The organism is Curtobacterium sp. MCPF17_001 (assembly GCF_003234615.1).
GTDB lineage: Bacteria > Actinomycetota > Actinomycetes > Actinomycetales > Microbacteriaceae > Curtobacterium.
Map to the genome: position 1 here is coordinate 1 of NZ_QKSL01000022.1, position 17,488 is coordinate 17,488.

The 17,488-nt window shown below is 71.3% G+C and carries 13 protein-coding genes and 1 tRNA gene; 8 read left to right on the forward strand and 6 right to left on the reverse strand.

Annotated features, from left to right (window positions below; genetic code table 11):
- Window positions 1-260: 260 nt before the first annotated feature.
- Entirely contained in the window at window positions 261-1,115 is an 855-nt protein-coding gene (locus DEJ24_RS15345; RefSeq protein ID WP_111079387.1) for a trimeric intracellular cation channel family protein, read from the reverse strand.
- 70 nt (window positions 1,116-1,185) lie between these two features.
- On the opposite strand from DEJ24_RS15345, the gene efeU reads away from it, so the two are divergent.
- From efeU to DEJ24_RS15360, 3 genes are read left to right on the forward strand one after another with little or no spacing between them, the layout of a single operon-like run.
- Window positions 1,186-2,802 carry an iron uptake transporter permease EfeU gene (efeU, locus tag DEJ24_RS15350; RefSeq protein ID WP_111079361.1) on the forward strand — a complete coding sequence of 539 codons (1,617 nt, stop codon included), beginning with the start codon at window positions 1,186-1,188 and terminating at the stop codon, window positions 2,800-2,802.
- Window positions 2,789-4,027 (forward strand): iron uptake system protein EfeO, encoded by a 1,239-nt coding sequence (gene efeO / locus DEJ24_RS15355; protein ID WP_111079362.1) that lies wholly within the window; start codon window positions 2,789-2,791, stop codon window positions 4,025-4,027. Before efeU ends, efeO begins: the two co-directional genes overlap by 14 nt.
- The gene (locus DEJ24_RS15360) at window positions 4,024-5,322 is read left to right on the forward strand and encodes a Dyp-type peroxidase (RefSeq protein WP_111079363.1); all 1,299 of its coding nucleotides are present in this window, start codon (window positions 4,024-4,026) and stop codon (window positions 5,320-5,322) included. The genes efeO and DEJ24_RS15360 overlap by 4 nt, the downstream gene beginning before the upstream one ends.
- Window positions 5,323-5,631: 309 nt before the next feature.
- Here the strand turns inward: DEJ24_RS15360 and DEJ24_RS15365 are convergent, their stop codons facing one another.
- The 4 genes from DEJ24_RS15365 to DEJ24_RS15380 form a co-directional block, all read right to left on the reverse strand.
- A complete protein-coding gene (locus tag DEJ24_RS15365; protein WP_111079364.1) occupies window positions 5,632-8,025 on the reverse strand; it encodes a bifunctional UDP-sugar hydrolase/5'-nucleotidase in 2,394 nt (797 codons plus the stop codon).
- Between the two features lie 151 nt (window positions 8,026-8,176).
- Window positions 8,177-9,991 carry a thiamine pyrophosphate-requiring protein gene (locus DEJ24_RS15370; RefSeq protein WP_111079365.1) on the reverse strand — a complete coding sequence of 605 codons (1,815 nt, stop codon included), beginning with the start codon at window positions 9,989-9,991 and terminating at the stop codon, window positions 8,177-8,179.
- 113 nt (window positions 9,992-10,104) lie between these two features.
- Complete coding sequence (locus tag DEJ24_RS15375; RefSeq protein WP_111079366.1) at window positions 10,105-11,028, reverse strand: sugar phosphate isomerase/epimerase; 924 nt, start codon at window positions 11,026-11,028, stop codon at window positions 10,105-10,107.
- Window positions 11,025-12,242 carry a Gfo/Idh/MocA family protein gene (locus DEJ24_RS15380; RefSeq protein WP_111079388.1) on the reverse strand — a complete coding sequence of 406 codons (1,218 nt, stop codon included), beginning with the start codon at window positions 12,240-12,242 and terminating at the stop codon, window positions 11,025-11,027. Before DEJ24_RS15380 ends, DEJ24_RS15375 begins: the two co-directional genes overlap by 4 nt.
- A 102-nt stretch (window positions 12,243-12,344) precedes the next feature.
- Between DEJ24_RS15380 and DEJ24_RS15385 the strand changes: the two genes are divergently transcribed.
- The 4 genes from DEJ24_RS15385 to DEJ24_RS15400 all read left to right on the forward strand — a co-directional run bounded on the left by DEJ24_RS15385 (window position 12,345) and on the right by DEJ24_RS15400 (window position 15,958).
- On the forward strand, window positions 12,345-13,766 hold the full coding sequence (locus tag DEJ24_RS15385) for a glucose-6-phosphate dehydrogenase (protein ID WP_111079367.1): 1,422 nt from the start codon (window positions 12,345-12,347) through the stop codon (window positions 13,764-13,766).
- A 42-nt stretch (window positions 13,767-13,808) separates the two neighbouring features.
- Window positions 13,809-14,594 (forward strand): dienelactone hydrolase family protein, encoded by a 786-nt coding sequence (locus DEJ24_RS15390; protein ID WP_111079368.1) that lies wholly within the window; start codon window positions 13,809-13,811, stop codon window positions 14,592-14,594.
- Window positions 14,595-14,688: 94 nt separating this feature from the next.
- Window positions 14,689-14,761: transfer RNA gene (locus DEJ24_RS15395), tRNA-Arg, on the forward strand.
- Between the two features lie 201 nt (window positions 14,762-14,962).
- Complete coding sequence (locus tag DEJ24_RS15400; protein ID WP_181436632.1) at window positions 14,963-15,958, forward strand: endonuclease/exonuclease/phosphatase family protein; 996 nt, start codon at window positions 14,963-14,965, stop codon at window positions 15,956-15,958.
- A 47-nt stretch (window positions 15,959-16,005) separates the two neighbouring features.
- Here the strand turns inward: DEJ24_RS15400 and DEJ24_RS15405 are convergent, their stop codons facing one another.
- Entirely contained in the window at window positions 16,006-16,953 is a 948-nt protein-coding gene (locus DEJ24_RS15405) for an AraC family transcriptional regulator (protein ID WP_111079370.1), read from the reverse strand.
- Window positions 16,954-17,124: 171 nt separating this feature from the next.
- Here DEJ24_RS15405 and DEJ24_RS15410 point away from each other — a divergent pair, with 171 nt between their 5' ends.
- Complete coding sequence (locus tag DEJ24_RS15410; protein ID WP_111079371.1) at window positions 17,125-17,481, forward strand: putative quinol monooxygenase; 357 nt, start codon at window positions 17,125-17,127, stop codon at window positions 17,479-17,481.
- Window positions 17,482-17,488: the final 7 nt, after the last annotated feature.

Consider the following 17,488-nt stretch of genomic DNA (forward strand, 5'->3'; position numbering starts at 1 on the left):
CGGTCGGTCGCGGTGCCGTCGCGGGTGACACGGCGGTGGGCCGATGCGGGGAGGGTGATCCGGGCCTCCCGGCCGGTGCTGCCGCTGCTGATCCCGCGCGGAGCGGTGGCCCCTCGTGCCGACACTTGGTGCCTGCACACCCGGTGTCAGGACCGCCGTCTTCGGGTCACGTCGGTCCGTGCTCGGAGGGAGTGCAGCCGAGTCGATACCCGGCGGTCTCGAGTGTACGACCTGGTGGTCGTCGTGAACAGGGCGGCGGGTCAGTCCTCGCCGTGGTCCACGGGATGTGGCTGGTCCGATGTGACGGGCAGGGTGCCGGTGTGGACGCCGTCGAGTCGGATGCTCCCGGTGTGCACGCCGCCCGCACCGGCGCGCTGCCCGGGGCGCCGCAGCAACCGGGCGGCACCCGGACGGACCGGTCGCGGCGTCCGCCCCCGCCCGCGGCCGCGACGGAGCAGCGAGGCGAGCCGGGACTGCGGCTGCCAGTTGCGACCGTTCGGCAGACCCCAGCCCCAGCGGACGGCTCCCCAGCGCAGCAGCAGCGACAGCACGACGGCGGCGACGATGCCGATCGTCGGGGAGCCGAGCGCGGACGCCCCGACCATCACGGCGGACGCAGCGACGGCGACGGAGGCGTAGAGGGCGTTGCCGCCGAACACCGCGGGCACCCGGCGCAACAGCAGGTCGCGCCCGACCCCGCCGCCCACCGCCGTGATGGTCCCCATGATGATCGCGGCGGGCCACTCGAGCCCCGCGTCGAACGTGCGCTGGACGCCGACCACCGCCCAGAACCCGATGACGGCGGCGTCGAGGAACGTGAACAGCCGGTCCCACCCGCGCTCGGAGAACGACACGAAGAACGCGACCAGCGCCCCGGCCACCGCGACCGGGACGTAGAGCGGGTCGGTGAGTGCGACCGGCGGTCCGTCCTGCAGCAGGACGTCGCGGAGCATGCCGCCACCGAGTCCCGAGACGAACCCCACGACGAGGAAGCCGAACAGGTCGAAGTCCATCGACCGTGCCACCGCGCCACCGAGCAGTGCGGACGCGAAGACCCCGGCGAGGTCGAGCACGTTCGTCACGGCGGCGAGGCCGTCCACCGTCAGCAGGTTCATGAGGACCATCAAAGCGCACGCGGTCTCCGCTGGCGGTTCGCGCGCCGGTTAGGTTAGCCTCACCTTCGTCATGCTCGCCACACTCGTCATCGGTCTCCGTGAAGGCCTCGAAGCCACCCTGATCGTCGGGATCATCGCCGCGTTCCTCCGTCGGAACCGCGTGCCGCTCGCCCCGATGTGGACCGGTGTCGGCGTCGCCGTGCTCCTCAGCATCGCCGTCGGGCTCGGGCTCCAGGCGGTCGAGCAGGCGCTCCCGCAGGCGCAGCAAGAGGCCATGGAGGCGCTCATCGGCATCGTCGCGGTGGTGTTCGTCACCGGGATGATCGTCTGGATGCGGAGCCACGCCCGGCACCTCGGCCGCGAGCTCGAGGCCAGCGCGTCCGCCGCCCTCGGTCGCGGCACCGCGTGGGCGCTGGCCGGCATGGCGTTCCTCGCCGTCCTCAAGGAGGGCTTCGAGACCTCGGTCTTCCTCCTCGCGACCTTCCAGGCGTCGAGCGACACCGGCCTCGCCTCCGTCGGCGCCGTGGTCGGCATCGCGGCCGCGGTCGTCGTCGGGTACGGCATCTACACGGGGGGCGTCCGGTTGGACCTGGCGAAGTTCTTCACCGGCACCGGTGTCTTCCTGGTCTTCGTCGCCGGTGGTCTCGTCCTCACCGTGCTCCGCCGTGCGCACGAGGCCGGCTGGGTCGTGATCGGACAGCAGCGCACCGTCGACCTCGCCTGGCTCGCCCCGAACGGGTCCGTGCAGGGCGCCCTGGTCACCGGCGTGCTCGGCATCCCGCCGGACCCGCGGGTCGTCGAGGTGCTCGGCTGGGTGCTCTACGTCGTCCCGGTCCTGGCCCTGTCGCTCTGGCCGCGCCGCTGGAAGCCGTCGGTCGTCCGCGTCCCCGCCGTCCGGATCGCGGTCGCGTCCGGCCTCGTGGTCGCGGCGCTCGCGCTCGCCGTCGCCGTGCCGACCGGTCACCCCGACGTCCCCGCGACCGCCCGGGTCACCGGCGACGCCTCGTCCGTCACCGCACGGGTCTCCGGGTCCTCCGCCAGCCTCCGCGTCGGTGGCAGCAGCAGCGGCAGCACCGGCCGGGAGGCCCGGATCACCCTCCCCGCATCGGCCCACCGCCGTGTCACCCGCGACGGCACCGCGACCGACCGGTGGCGCCTGACGTCGGACCGCGCGCCCTCGGACCCAGCGGCAACCGACCAGCCCGCCACCCTGACGCTCGACGACGTCGTGCAGCTGTTCGGCCGGATCCCGGTCGGCATCTCGCCGAGCAGCGCCCCCGGGCCGTACCGGGCCTCCTGGGCGACCCACGACACCGTGACGCTGTGGACCGCCGACGGCGGCGTGGTGGACGCGAGCCGCGCGGAACGCTCGGTGCTCACGCTGGCCGGTGGGGGCCTCCCGACCGCCCGGACCAGCACCCTCGACCGCACCGTCTGGGCGGTGCCGCGCGCCACCGTCGACCGGACGACCGCCGCCCTGGCGGCGGACCGGACCCGCACCGCGGAGCTGGCCCTCTGGACCCGCTGGCTGCCCCTCGCGCTCGGCATCGCCGCCGCCGCGCAGGTGCTGCTCGCCCTCCGGGACCGCCGTCGCCTCGGCCTGCCCGACTCGACCGTCCCCTCGACCACCCCCACCCGTGGCCCACCCGTCACGGCGACCGCAAGGAGCACCGATGCCGTTCGGTAGAGCGACCACCGTCCGACCCCTGACCACGCGGGGGCGCCTCGGCGCGCTGGGCGCCGTCGCGGCACTCGCCCTCACCGGCTGCGCGAGCAACGGGACCGCCGCGGGCGACGCCACCGAGACCTCCGGCAAGGTGGCCCGGGTCACCGTCACCCTGACGAACGACGGTTCCGACCGCTGCGCCGTGAGCACCAGCAAGGTCGCCGCCGGTCCCGTGACCTTCACGGTGGAGAACCAGTCGTCCACCGCGATCACCGAGGTCGAGCTGCTGCAGGACCAGCGGATCCTCGGCGAGAAGGAGAACCTGGCGCCGGGACTCGACCCCGTCTCGTTCACCGCGACGCTCACCGGCGGCAAGTACCAGGTGTACTGCCCGGGCGCGGAGCACGAGCTCACCGGTCTGACCGTCACCGGCTCTGTGAAGTCCACCGCGAACAGCAGCGCCGCGAGCCTGCTCCGCGACGGCACGAAGGGGTACGCCGAGTACGTCGACGGCCAGGTCACCGACATGGTGACCGCCGTCGACGCGCTCGAGAGGGACGTCGACGCCGGGGACCTGGCCGCCGCGAAGACCGCCTACGCGAACGCCCGCCCGTACTACGAGCACGTCGAGAGCGATGTCGACGGGTTCGTGAAGCAGGGCCACGAGGCGACGGACAACGCCGGCAACCTGGACTACCTCATCGACATGCGCGCCTCGAACGCCGACCCGGCCGTCGGCTGGAGCGGCTTCCACGCCGTCGAGCGCGACCTGTTCGCGAACGGTGCGATCACCGCCGACACCAAGCGGTACGCCGACGACCTCGCCACGAACGTGCACCTGCTCGCGAAGCTCGTGCCGACGCTCGACTACAAGCCCGAGGACCTGGCGAACGGGGCCGCGGGCCTGCTCGAGGAGGTCCAGTCGAACAAGATCACCGGCGAGGAAGAGGCCTACAGCCACATCGACCTCGTCGACCTGGCCGCGAACGTCGAGGGCTCCCGCCAGGCCTTCGCGTACCTCAAGCCCGGCCTGACGAAGCTCGACCCGGCGCTGACGAAGCAGATCGCCCGGCAGTTCGACGCGACGAACACGCTCATGGACGGGTTCCGGAACGCCGACGAGCTCGGCGGCTTCGACAGCTGGGACGCCGCCACCCGAGCCGCACACGCGAACGCGATCTCGCAGCAGGTCCAGGCGCTGCAGGACCCGCTGTCCCGGCTGGCCGAGAAGGTCGCCACCGCGTGAGCGACAGCGACGACCGCAGCACGCGGGAGGACGAGACCCGGGGAGTCTCGCGCCGAGGACTGCTCGGGGCGGGACTGGCCGTGGCCGGCGCCGGTGTCGGCGCGGCCGCCGGCATCGCCGGGTCAGCGGTGGCGAGCGGCGTCGACCCGTTCGCGGCGGCGGCGAACGGCGACGAGTCCGTCGACATGTCCCGCAGCCATCCCTTCTACGCGACGGCGGCCGGGACACCGCAGGGCGGTATCCGGACCGACCCGCAGCGCCACTGCGTGTTCATGACCTTCGACCTGACCCTCGGCACCGCGACCGAGTTGCAGGTGCTGCTCGCCCGCTGGTCGGCCGCGATCGCACAGCTGCAGGCCGGGCAGACGATCGGCAGTGTCGAACCCACGCACGGGGACGGCGTCGGCGCGGACACCGGCGAAGCACTCGACCTCGGCCCCGCGTCCCTGACGGTCACGGTCGGCCTCGGCCCCGGGGTCTTCGACGAGCGCTTCGGGCTGGCCGGCAAGCGACCGGCGGACCTGGCCGAGCTGCCGTCCCTGCCGAGCGACCGCTTCGAGTCCGGGCTGACCGGCGGGGACCTCTCCCTGCAGGCGTGTGCCGACGACCCGCAGGTGGCGTACCACGCGGTCCGCGACCTGGCCCGGATGGCACGGGGGAGCGCGACGGTGAAGTGGACCGTCCTCGGTTTCGGGCGCGCTTCGGCCGGGCCCACCCAGGCGACACCGCGGAACCTGATGGGCTTCAAGGACGGCACCCGGAACATCACCACCGACGCCGACCACGACCGCTTCGTGTGGCTCGACGAGGACGCCGACTGGATGGCCGGCGGCACGTACCAGGTGGTCCGCAAGATCCGGATGAACCTGGAGATCTGGGACGCCGACGTCGTCAGCGACCAGCAGCGGGTCTTCGGCCGGACGAAGGTCACCGGGGCACCGCTCTCCGGCGGTCAGGAGCACACCACCCCGGACTTCCACGCGACCACGCACGGAGCGCCCGCGATCGACCCCCGCTCGCACGTCGCCCTCGCCGCACACGAGGCGAACGGCGGCGTGAAGATCCTGCGCCGCGGCTACAACTACACCGACGGCCTCAACCAGTACGGGCAGCTCGACGCCGGACTGCTGTTCGTGGCGTACATGAACGACCCGGACCACTTCACCCGGCTGCAGCGGAAGCTCGGCGCCTCGGACCGGCTCAACGAGTACATCGCACACATCGGGTCGGCGGTCTTCGCGGTCCCGCCGGCACCCCGCAAGGGCTCGTACATCGGCGAGCAGCTCTTCCGCTGAGCACGGCGCCGGCGACCGTCAGGGGGTGAGAGGGGTGTCCTCCGCCGTTTCCCTGGAGGCGGAGGACACCCGCGACGCGGGGTCCGATCGGGCGGAACCACCGTCCGGCGACCCGGCGCGGCGCATCGCGCGTGGCGACCGGTGCAGCGTACCGCGATGACATGCGGATACCGCCCGTGCTGTCCGAGAGCGGCTGCCGGACCACGAAGGAACGCACCGTCCTCCGGTCGGCTGCCGGAGGACGCAGGACGGGCCCGCCCACCGGTCGGTGGACGGGCCCGTCGGTGATCCGCGGGGCCGGGAGGCGCGTCAGCCCTCCGAGGGCTCGGTCACGTCGTGCGCGGCACGCTTCCGGCGGACCACCAGCAGTGCGGTGAGCCCGGCGAGGAGCAGCAGCCCGGCCGCGACGGCGGGTGCCGTGAGCTCGGCACCCGTGTAGGCGAGGGCACCACCGTCAGCGGTGCCGATCCCGCCACCGGCGATCGGGACGACACCGGTGCCGGTGCCGCCGAGGCCGGCGTCGCCGGAGCCCCCGTCGCCACTTCCGGGGACGGGGGTCGGCGTCGGGTCGGAGCCGTCGACGGGCTCACCCGGACCGGTGCCGGGATCGGGGACGACCGCGATCGGGACCGTCACGGCCAGCGTGATCTGCTGCCCGTTCGGCAGCTCCACGACGAGCGGCTCGTCCGAGGTCTCGACGGCCGTGGCGGCCAGGCGCGACGCGGTCGACGGCGCTGCCGGCTGGGCGACGCCCGGCTCGGGGACCGTGAAGGTCAGCGAGGCGCGACCCTGCTCGTCGGTCTTGTCGACGACGGCGGTGTCGATCGGGCTCGTGGCGAGCACCTGGTCCCTGGCGGAGACCGAGACGTCGCCGCGCTGGTCACCGGCGTTGCTGAACACCAGCGAGGACAGGTCGATCGTCACGGCGTCACCGGGCTGGAAACCACCCTCGGGGACCGGCGTCGTGCGGACGCCGATCGAACGTTGGTCGACCGGCGCCGTCACCTCCGGGTGGGCACGGAAGTACTCGACCTGTGCCTCGAGGTCGACCGTGCCGCTGTCCTGCTTCGCGGCGGCCTGCTTGAACGCCGCGAAGTTGTCACCGCCGCCCGCGAGGAACGAGTTGACGGTCACCTTGTAGGTCGTCGCCGCGTCGACCGCCTCGCCGTCGAGCGTCATCGACGTGATGCGGGAGTCGGCGGCAGCCTGGGGGTCGTACGTGTACGCGAAGCCGTCCGAGGCGCCGAGCTTGAGGAACGGACGGGACGCGGTCGACGGCTGCCACTGCTGTTCGAGTGCCTGTCGGATCTGGTCACCCGTCAGGTCGAGGACGACCAGGGTGTTCGCGAACGACTGGACCGCCGCCGCTTCCTTGTACGTGACCGGGCCGGCAGCCATGTCCGCCCGGAGTCCGCCGGAGTTCATGAACGCGATCTGCGAACCCTGTCGATCGGTCGCTTCCCGCTGGACCTCGGCGACGAAGTTGCCGAGTGTGGACTCGCCACCCCGGTTCTCCGAGCCGTCGCCCTGGACGGCGCGCCGCATGTCGCGGTCGATGGTGCCGAGTTCGACCGCACCCTGCACGTCGGCTTCGGCGACCGCTGCGTCGACGGTCCGCTGGACGCCGGCGTCCGGCGTGAAGGTGCCGTCGACGAGGCGGATGTTCTCGGCGACGGTCGGGGTGACGGTGCCGTCCGCAGCAATCTTGAGCTGAACGTGTCCGAGGTTGAACCCGTAGGAGCCGGCCTGGATGACCGGACGCGGAGTCGTGCCGCCGTCGGGGACGACCGAGTGCACGTAGGTCTGGTGGGTGTGCGCGGACAGGATCGCCGAGACCTTCGGCGTGACACCGTGCACGGCACGGGCGAAGTCGGAGTCGTTGTCGAGGTCGGTGGCAGCCGAGGACTCCGCTCCGTCGTGGACGAGGAGCACGAGCACGTCCGCTTCGCCGTTCGTGTCGTCACCGTCGGTCAGGTCGTCGGCGACACCGTTGACCTCGGTGGTGATGTCGCCCATCTCGAGACCGGCGATGCCGTCCGGGCTGACGAGCCCCTGCCCGACGAGGTCGACGGTGGCTCCGATGAACCCGACGCGCTTCCCGCTGATCTCCTGGATCGAGTACGGGTCGAAGGCGGGCTCGCCGGTGGCGCTGTCCAGGATGTTGGCCGAGACGTAGTCCCACTTCGCGTTGCGAGCATCGTCCGGCCCGATCACGCGGTCCCGGAGGTCGTCCTGGCCCTTGTCGAGTTCGTGGTTCCCGATCGCGCTGACGCTGAGGTCCATCTGGTTGAGGACGTCGATGGTGGGCTGGTCCTCCTGGATGAAGGACTCGAACGTCGAGCCGCCGATGTTGTCACCCGAGCTGACGAAGGCGGACGTCGAGGCGTCGGGTCCGCGGAGCTTGTCGAGGGCACCGGCGACGGTGGCCGCACCGGCGGCGTCACCGTCGCGGGGAGTGGGCTTCCCCGCGGTCTGCGAGATCGACCGCGTGATCCGGCCGTGGAAGTCGTTGACGTCGTACAGGTCGATCGTCATGTCGCCGGCGGCGGCGGCCGCGGGAGGCACGGCGGCGGTCGGCGCCTCGGCGGCCGAAGCGGCGGTCGGGGCGCCGAGGGCGACGAGGACCCCGGCGGTGGCGAGGGCGGTGCCGGCGACGATGCCGCGCCTCCGCCTGGTGGTCTCGGGGATGTGGGTCGGGCTCATCGTGTGAGGACTCCTGGTGTGGTGGTTCTGCCCCCGGACGGGGGACGCGACCTGCCGAACCTACGAGGATCCACAGGCGACACGCCAGACCCGGGTCGGCGGCGTCACGTGTTGTTCAACTGCACAGAACACCGCCGACCCGTCGTCCTGATCAGTCGCGGCCGAGTGCACCCTTCGCACGCTCGACGACCTCGGCGGCCATCGCCTTGGCGGAGTCCTTCACGACGTCCAACTCGACCGGGTCGCCCTTGAGCAGGCTCTTCGCCGTGTTCATCGCGTACTCCTTGGTGATGTGCGGCGGCAGCGGCGGGACGCTCCGGCTGACGTACGCGTCGATGAGCGTGACGCCCTGGTGGGCGAAGGCCCGCTCGACGGCCGCCTCGACCTCGTCGTCGCTGTGCACCGCGATGCCCTGGAAGCCCAGGAGCTCGGCGTACCCGGCGTAGTCCATCGTCTCGACGTCCTGCGATCCGCGCCACATCGGGTTGCCGTCCTCGGTGCGCATCTCCCACGAGACCTGGCCGAGGTCGTCGTTGTGCATGACCACGATGACGAGTTGCTTGTCCTGCCAGCGGTGCATGTACTTCTTCACCGTGATCAGCTCGTTCATCCCGAGCATCTGGAAGGCGCCGTCGCCGATCGTGCACACCGCCGGTCGGTCCGGGAACGCGAACTTCGCGGCCACGGCGTACGGCATCGCGGCGAGCATGGTCGCGAGTCGGCCGGACATGTCCCCGTGCATCCCGCGGCGCAGGCGGATGTGGTGCCCGTACCAGTCAGCGGTGGTGCCGGCGTCGCAGGTGACCGTCACGCCCTCCGGCAGCCGCTCGTTGACGGCGTGGATCACCCGGCGCGGGTTGACGCCGTCGCTGTACGCGACCTCGGCCTGGCGGCCCATCTCGGCCTCCCACTCACGCATCTCGTCGGCGAGCTTCTCCTGCCAGCCGAGATCGTCCTTCTGCTCGAGCAGCGGGAGCAGGGCGTCGAGCGTTGCCCCGACGTCGCCCCACATGTTGAGCTCGTTCGGGTACCGCAGGCCGAGCTGCTCGGGCTTGATGTCGACCTGGATGCCGCGGGCCTGCCCCACCTTTGGCAGGTACTCGCCGTACGGGTAGTTCGTGCCGAGGAGGACGATCGTGTCGCACTCCTTGATCTGCGTCAGGCTCGGCCGCGAGCCCAGGAGTCCGACCTGCTGCGTGTGGAACGGCACGTCCGAGGGCACGACGTCCTTGCCCCGCAGTGCGGTGATGATCCCGGCGCCGGCCTTCTCGGCCGCGGCGATCACCTGGTCGGTGGCACCACGAGCGCCCGCACCGACGAGGAAGGTGACCCGCTGACCGGCGTTGATGATCTCGGCCATCTTCCGGACGTCCTCGGCCGGCGGGGTGATCCGGGTCGAGGCCGGCACGTCGCTCGAGCGGGACACCCAGTGCTCGGAACCCGGCGCCGACCACTTCATCGCCTGCACGTCGTGGGGGAGGACGACGACGGCCGGCTGCTTCCGGAGCATCGCGGTCCGGAACGCGGTGTCCACGATGACCCCGGCGGAGTCGGGCGTGGTGATGGTCTCGACGTAGCAGGCGACGTCGGCGAACACCCGCTCGAGGTTCGACTCCTGCTGCGTGAACGTCCCGACGGCCGCCAGGCCCTGCTGCCCGACGATCGCGACGACGGGCTGGTTGTCCATCTGCGCGTCGTACAACCCGTTGAGCAGGTGGAACGCGCCGGGGCTCGAGGTCGCGACGCAGACCCCGACCTCGCCGGTGAACTTCGCGTGGGCGGTCGCCATCAGGGCGGCGATCTCCTCGTGCGTGGGGCGGATGTACTCGACGCCCTCACCGGCACGGTCGGCTTTGCCGAGCGCGCCGTCGAACTCGCCGATCCCGTCTCCGGGGTAGCCGTAGACGCGGGTCACGCCCCACGCCTGGATGCGGTCGAGGACGAATTCGCTCACGTTCTGGCTCATGCGCCCAGGGTGCTCGCGCGGGGTCCGCGTGCTCCCAGCGCACGGTCGCCGGACGGGAGGCCCGCACCACGTGAGCCGGTCCGCCCGCGTGATCCGGACCTCCCGTCAGCCCCTCACTCGGCCGCGATCAGGGGCCGCAGCGTCCGGTGGGCGATGCGGAGACCTTCGAGGACCTTCACGTCGTCTCCGCCCCAGAGCGGGTCCTCGTGCTCGACACTCAGTGTGCCGTCGAAGCCGGCCTCGTAGAGCCGGTCGACGACTCGCGGCCAGTCGACGACGCCTCGGCCGGGCACGCGGAAGCGCCACCAGCCCATCTCCCAGGGGTCGTCGCCCTTGTCGACCTTGCCGAAGAAGCCGTACCGGTTCCGCCGCTCGGGGAACAGCTCGACGTCCTTCGCCTGCGCGTGCACGATGTGCTCGGCGAAGGGCAGGATCGTCTCGACCGGGTCGATGCCGATCCACGTCAGGTGCGACGGGTCCCAGTTCAGCCCGAAGCCGAGCCCGGTGACCCAGTCCCAGAGCTCGGGGGAGTACGCGATGTTGCCGGGGTAGCCGTCCGGGTGCCAGCCCTCCATCACGCAGTTCTCGATGACCAGGCGGACGCCGCGCTCGCCGGCGTAGTCGAGCAGCTCCGGCAGGACCCGGTCGCCCTCGGCCATGTTCTCGCGGACGCTCTTGGTGTTGTCGCGGCCGATGAACGTGCCGACGTAGGGGACCCCGAGGCGCTGCGCGGCGTCGACCGCGTGCTTGAGGTGGGTGCGGACCTCCTGGCGCCGGGCCGGGTCCTGGTGCAGGTTGTTCTCGTAGTAGGCCAGGGCGGAGATCTCGAGTCCGGTGCGGTCGAGCAGCTCCCGCGTCGCCTGGACGTCCTCGTCGGTGAGGGTCGCCACGGGGAGGTGCGCGGCCTCGAAGTCGCGGCCGCCGGTGCCCGGCCAGACGGCGACCTCGAGTCGCTCGTAGCCCTGACCGCTCGCGAACTCCGCGATCCGGCCGAGGTCCCATCCGGGCAGGCAGGCGGTCAGCATCCCCAGCTTCATCGGATCTCCCTCCAGGCGTGGTCGCCGGCACTGGCGACCACGGTGTCGATGATGCGTGCCGACCGGGCGCCGTCCGCGAAGGTCGGCAGACCCTCGGGAGCGGTGCCGGTCGTGACGGCGGTGTAGGTGTCGGCGACGAAGGCCGCGAACGCGTCGACGTAGCCCTGCGGGTGCCCGGACGGGACGACCGCCAGACGGCGCTGGTCGGGCGAGCCCTGGGACGGGTCGCGGACCACGATCTGGGCGCCGGTCTCGTTCCCGAACCAGGCCGACTCCGGCTGCTCCTGGTCGAAGGCCGCGGACCCGAGCGTCCCGTCGACCTCGAACCACAGCCGGTTCTTCCGACCCGCCGACACCTGCGAGATGACGACGTTGCCGATCCGGCCGCTGCCGGTCCGGAAGGTCGCGACCGCGGTGTCCTCCGTCGTGACCTCGGCCCGTTCGGCCGCGTCCCCGATCGGATCGGGGTCCGGGGTGCCGGAGAACGACGGACCGGACGCCGCCGGCCGGGTCGGGTAGACGATGTCGGTCACCGCGCTCACCGCGGCGAACTGCTCGCCCATGACGAACTCGACGAGGTCGCACCAGTGCGACCCGATGTCCGCGAAAGCCCGGGACTGCCCACCGGCACCGGAGTCGACCCGCCACGACGACGCGTCCGAGTCGAGCATCCAGTCCTGCAGGTAGTGGCCGTGCACGGCGAGCACCCGACCGAGCTCTCCGCGGACGATCCGGGAGCGGATCTCCCGCACGATGGGGTGGTATCGGTACACGAACGGCACCGTCGCGACGACCCCGGCCTCGGCCGCGGCCCGCTCGAGTTCGTCGGCCTGCTCGGCGGACACCGCGAGGGGCTTCTCGCACACCACGTTGATGCCCGCGCGGATCACCGCGAGCGCCTGCGGGTGGTGCTGGTCGTTCGGCGTGCAGATGTGCACGACGTCCGGCCGGTCGGCGATCACCGAGTCCAGGTCGGCGTACCCCTGCTCGAGGCCGAGCTGCTGCGCCACCTGCTCGGAGCGTTCCCGGTTCCGCCCGAGCACACCGATGACGTCCGCTCCGGCCGCCCGCGCGGCACGCACGTGCACGGCGGCGATCATCCCGGTGCCGACGACGGCGACCCGCAGCCGCCCGCCCCGCGCTGGTTCCGCCCGTGGTGGACCGGCCAGCTGCTGACCCGCACCGGGTGCGTGGACGTTGCCCTCTGTCGTCATGGTGCTCCCTCGCGCCGTGCCGACGCTCCCGCGCGTCTGCACCGCGACCACCGTACCGGCAGACCCGGTCCTGCTCGGGAACGGGTGAGTACGTTCTGGGGCATGGCGAGCCTCCAGACCACACTGCTCATCCTCGGAGCCAGCGGCGACCTGTCCAAGCGCCTGCTGTTGCCCGGCCTCGCGACCCTCCTCGACGTCAAGGAGGACTGGGAGATCCAGCTCGTCGGCGCCGGTGTCGAGGACATCTCCGACGCCGACTGGAAGCACCTCGTGCACGAGGCGTTCGAGAACGCTCAGGCGTCCAAGAACGAGGAGGACGAGGGCGCGACCGGTGAGACGGCACTGTCCCCGCGCCTCCAGGCCGTGGTCGACGCGTCCTCGTACCGGAAGTCCGACGTCACCGACCCGGACGACCTGACGGCGCTGCTCGCGGACTGCCGGTACGACCCCGCCATCTACTTCGCGTTGCCGCCGGCGGTCACCGAGAAGAGCTGCGAGCAGCTCGCACACCTGGACCTGCCCGCGCACACCCGGCTCGCGCTGGAGAAGCCGTTCGGCACCGACGCGGACAGCGCCGAGCACCTCAACGACCTGCTGCACTCGTTCCTGCCGGAGTCGCGGATCCACCGCGTCGACCACTTCCTCGGCCGATCGACGGTGCTCAACCTGCTCGGTCTGCGGTTCGCCAACCGGATCATCGAGCCGTTGCTGTCGTCGCAGCACGTCGCGCGCGTCGACATCGTCTACGACGAGACCCTCGGACTGGAGGGTCGTGCCCGCTACTACGACAAGGCCGGCGCGCTCGTGGACATGATCCAGAGCCACCTGCTCCAGGTGATGGCGGTCGTCGCGATGGAGGCACCTGCCTCGATCGACGCCGAGGACCTCCGGACCCAGAAGGAGCTCGTGCTCCGCGCCGTCCGGCCCTGGGGCGGCGACCCGCTGACCGCTGGCAAGCGGGCGCGCTACACGGCCGGCACCGTGGGGGACCGCTCGATGCCGTCCTACGCGGACGAGGAGGGCGTCGACCCGTCGCTCGGCACCGAGACCCTGGCGCAGCTGAAGCTCGAGGTCGCCAACTGGCGGTGGGCGGGCGTGCCGTTCACACTGCGTTCCGGCAAGGCGCTCGGCAGGCAGCGCCGTGAGATCCTCATCACGTTCAAGGACTCCCCGCACGTACCCGACGGTCTGACCGGAGCGCACAAGCCGGACCGCCTGTGCATCTGGATCGCGCCGGACGAGATGCAGCTCGAACTCAACGTCAACGGCCCCGGCGACCCGTACACGATCGACCACACCGCCATGGAGGTCACCTTCAACCCCGGACGGCTCAGCGCCTACGGTGAGGTGCTCGCCGGGGTGCTCGAGGGCGACGCGACGCTGTCGGTCCGCGGGGACAGCGCCGTGCAGGGGTGGAAGGTCGTCGAACCGTTCCTCACCGCATGGCGGGCGGGCGACGTGCCGCTCGACGAGTACGCGGCGGGGTCCGGCGGGCCGGCCGACTGGGACAACGTCGACGCGTGAGCACGGACGACTCGTCACCGAGCAGGCGTAGCGTGCGTCGACGTGACCACCACTGACGACGTCCTCTCCACCGTCCCCGCACCCGCCGGCTCCGACATCCGTGTCGAGACCGTCGACTACGCCCACGACGACGCACCGCTGCAGGGCGTGCTCGCGAAGGACGCGGCCGTCGCCGGTCCCCGTCCGGCCGTGCTCGTCATCCACGACTGGCACGGGGTGAACGAGCACGTCGAAGCGCGGGTGACGATGCTCGCCCGCCTGGGGTACGTCGCCTTCGGAGCCGACGTCTACGGCGCCGGCATCCGCCCCGGTGACGACAGCGCTGCCGAGGTCGCCGGTCGCTTCTACGGCGACAACGCCCTGTTCCGTGCCCGCCTGCGCGCCGGACTCGACCGGCTGCTGGCCGACCCGGACGTCGACGCGTCGAAGGTCGTCGTGATGGGGTACTGCTTCGGTGGCTCGGGTGCGCTCGAACTCGCCCGGTCCGGTGCCGACCTGGTCGGGGCGGTCTCGTTCCACGGCGGCCTCATCGCCCACGACCCCTCGGATGCGGACCAGGTCCGCGCGAAGCTCCTGGTCCTGACCGGCGGTTCGGACCCGGTCGTGCCGGACGAGGCCGTGCACGCCTGGCAGGACGAGATGCGCAGCGCTCCGCACATCGACTGGCAGGTCGTCACCTACGCCGACGCCATGCACGCCTTCGCGGTCCCCGGCACCGACGCACCCGACCACGGCGCGCAGTACCAGGAGCGCGCGGACCGCCGGTCGTGGCAGGCGCTGCAGGTGTTCCTCGCCGAGGTCTTCGACCAGGAGCCGACCGTCTCCTGACCCTCGGCGACACGCCGGGTGCGCCGGCCGGGGCCGTTCGATTGGCGCTGCGACCGGAGCTGTTGTAGAGTCTTCCACGGCTCGCAAGGGCCACGCGCTCGTAGCTCAATGGATAGAGCATCTGACTACGGATCAGAAGGTTGGGGGTTCGAGTCCCTTCGAGCGCACAGTCAGGAAACATCACGAAGGCCCCGGAGATCATCTCCGGGGCCTTCGTCGTTCCGGGGTCGCCATCAGCTCGGCCTCCCCGGCGGGGATCGCGATGCGCCGCATGTCAGGCCGCCCGTTCCGTTCCGTTCCGATCGAGGTTCGAGGAGCGGGGCATGGGGCTGGCGTCAAGCGAGTTCGGGAGCGCCTACTCTGGTGCGATGAGGGGGCGTCGCGTCGCGCTGGTTGCCCGCAGGGCAGCCTCGATCGCGTTGGTGTCGGTCGCCGCCGTGTTGCTGATCGTCGCGATGCTCCTGCCGCCTCCCGGTGACGGGAACCTGCCGTTGTTGTCCCTGCTCGTCGCATTCCACGCGATGTTCCTGGTCGTCGTTGCCTGTGTCGCGTTCGTGACGGCACTCGTCGCCATCGTGCTGCGCTGGCGGTGGGCCATGATCATCGCCGCGGTCGTCATCCTCGCCGTCAGCGTCGCGGTCGCGGTGCCCGCCGTCGTGCGGTCCCCGGGCGGGGACCCTGCCCGGGTCGCGGCTTCCGGGAAGGGCACGCTTCGCGTCCTCGAATGGAACACGGCTCAGCAGGACGTCGACGTGACGACGATCCAGACCCTCATCACCCAGACCGACCCGAACGTCGTGGTGCTACCGGAGTACTCCACGCAGATCGCGAAGACTTCGCTGGCGACCATCGCGAAGCAGCGCGACATGCAGATCCTCGGTTGGAACAGCTCATCCGCGACGCTGCTGGTGTCACGGTCGCTGGGTGAGTACCGCGTCGACCACACCGACACCCCGCCGTGGGCAGGGTTCGTTGCCGTTCCCTCCGACGCCGAGGCCCCACGGCTCGTGATCACCCATCTGCAGCGACCGAGCATCAGCAGCGCGACGCTGTGGCGTGAGCATCTCGAGTGGGCGGCGAGCCGATGCAGAGGCAATGCCGTGGCGATCGGCGACTTCAACGCAACCGCTGACGAGATCAGCCCTTCGCGGACGCTCGGCGAGTGTGCTGACTGCGCCACCAGGCTGGGTCAGGACCCCCAGGGGACCTGGCCGGCGGCGCTCCCCGGCTCGTTGGGTGCGACGATCGACCATGTGTTCGCGGGGGCCAGCTGGAGACCGGCCACGTTCTCCGTCCTGAACGGGCTCGACCGGGCCGGCTCCGATCACCGGCCGACGTTCGCAGTCCTCGTCGCTGCACCGTGATGCGGGTTGGTCGCGAAGGCACGTGCGCGATCACGATCGCGGAGCGTTCACCCGTCGTCTCCCGGGGTGGACCGCTCGCCCGGGCGGGACTCCGTCCGGTACCGCCCTGGTGGGAGAGAGCGTTCGCGGCGGAACGCTCGGCTGAAGGCGTAGACGGAGGTGTAGCCCACGTCCGCGGCGATCGTCACGAGGGCGTCGTCGGTGTCGCGGAGCCGACGGGCTGCGAGGTCCATCCTCCAGCGGGTGAGGTAGTCGCCCGGCGTGATGCCTGCGAACGTCGCGAAGCGGCGCATCAGCGTCTGCTTCGACGTCGCGACCTCGCGCGCCAGGGCCTCGGTCGTCCACGGGTGGCCGGGCGCCTCGTGGATCCTCGTGACGGCTCGCATCAGGAGTGGGTCGCGGAGGACTCCCCACCACGAGACGTCAGCGTCCGGAGTGGAGGCGAGCCAGGTTCGCAGGATCTCGACGAGGAGGACGTCGACGAGACGGTCGAGGACCAGGTGGGTCGCGAGTCCGGGGCGGGTGAGTTCTCTCCCGAGGAGTCGGATGACGTCCGCCAGGTTCCCGTCGAGCTGCTGCGCCCGGAAGTGGATCACGGGAGGGAGCAGGGCGAAGACCGGCATCGACCCGGCGGGATCGTGGGAGTACGAGGCACCCAGGATCTGCGTCTGGGGCTCCCCGTCGCCCAGACGCAGGAGGTCACCGCGACGGCGGGCCTCGTCCGCGGCCGCCACGTCGCACGAGTGGATGTCGGCTCCTGGTGCGCTGGAGAGCGAGTGGGCGGCACCGGTCGCGAGGATGACGACATCGCCCGTCGTCAAGAGCATCGGGACGTCGCCGTCGACGGTCAGGTAGGCGATGCCGGCCGTCACCGCGTAGACGACGGCGTCGCGATCTCGGACCCACTCGGCGCCCCAGTCGCCGGCAGCCGCGATCCGGGCGCCCGCACTGCCCCGGACTCCGGAGACGTCGAGCACTTCGGAGAGGACGTCCATGCGGCGAATCTACGACCCTCCATCCAGAAGCGCCAGGAAGTCGTCGCTCGTGGTCGTTCCGGACATCGAACCGGACTTCTCAGGCATTGATCGTGCCAGTGACCACTCCTAGCGTTGACCTCGTTCGGAACGCACGCTCCGAACTGCAGCGACACGAAGGAAGAAGTCCCCATGAGCACGACTGAAGACACCGTCCCTGACGGCTTGATGCCCGCCGATGTCCTCGCCTCGACGACTCCGGTGGCCGTCTACGGGTTCGCCCGCGCTCAGGCAGGCAAGGAGCAGGAGCTCGAGGATGCGATCCGCGCGATCATCCCGACGGTCCGAGCCGAACAGGGCTACGAGCAGTACTCGGTGCACACCACGAAGGAGCAGTCCGGTGCGTTCGCGTTCTACGAGCGGTGGTCGTCCGGGGCGGACATCGCACGCCATGTGCAGCAGCCGCACATGCAGGACTACTTCGGCAAGCTGGCGCACCTCGTCGAGGGCGACCTCGAAGCCGAATGGTTGTGGCCTCCGAGCGACTGACCTTCCC

Coding starts and splice junctions, on each gene's coding strand:
- DEJ24_RS15380 (WP_111079388.1), bottom strand. CDS start 12,242: ATGACGACAGAGGGCAACGTCCACGCACCCGGTGCGGGTCAGCAGCTG.
- DEJ24_RS15365 (WP_111079364.1), bottom strand. CDS start 8,025: ATGAGCCCGACCCACATCCCCGAGACCACCAGGCGGAGGCGCGGCATC.
- DEJ24_RS15385 (WP_111079367.1), top strand. CDS start 12,345: ATGGCGAGCCTCCAGACCACACTGCTCATCCTCGGAGCCAGCGGCGAC.
- DEJ24_RS15405 (WP_111079370.1), bottom strand. CDS start 16,953: ATGGACGTCCTCTCCGAAGTGCTCGACGTCTCCGGAGTCCGGGGCAGT.
- DEJ24_RS15345 (WP_111079387.1), bottom strand. CDS start 1,115: ATGAACCTGCTGACGGTGGACGGCCTCGCCGCCGTGACGAACGTGCTC.
- DEJ24_RS15375 (WP_111079366.1), bottom strand. CDS start 11,028: ATGAAGCTGGGGATGCTGACCGCCTGCCTGCCCGGATGGGACCTCGGC.
- DEJ24_RS15400 (WP_181436632.1), top strand. CDS start 14,963: ATGAGGGGGCGTCGCGTCGCGCTGGTTGCCCGCAGGGCAGCCTCGATC.
- DEJ24_RS15370 (WP_111079365.1), bottom strand. CDS start 9,991: ATGAGCCAGAACGTGAGCGAATTCGTCCTCGACCGCATCCAGGCGTGG.
- efeO (WP_111079362.1), top strand. CDS start 2,789: ATGCCGTTCGGTAGAGCGACCACCGTCCGACCCCTGACCACGCGGGGG.
- efeU (WP_111079361.1), top strand. CDS start 1,186: ATGCTCGCCACACTCGTCATCGGTCTCCGTGAAGGCCTCGAAGCCACC.
- DEJ24_RS15410 (WP_111079371.1), top strand. CDS start 17,125: ATGAGCACGACTGAAGACACCGTCCCTGACGGCTTGATGCCCGCCGAT.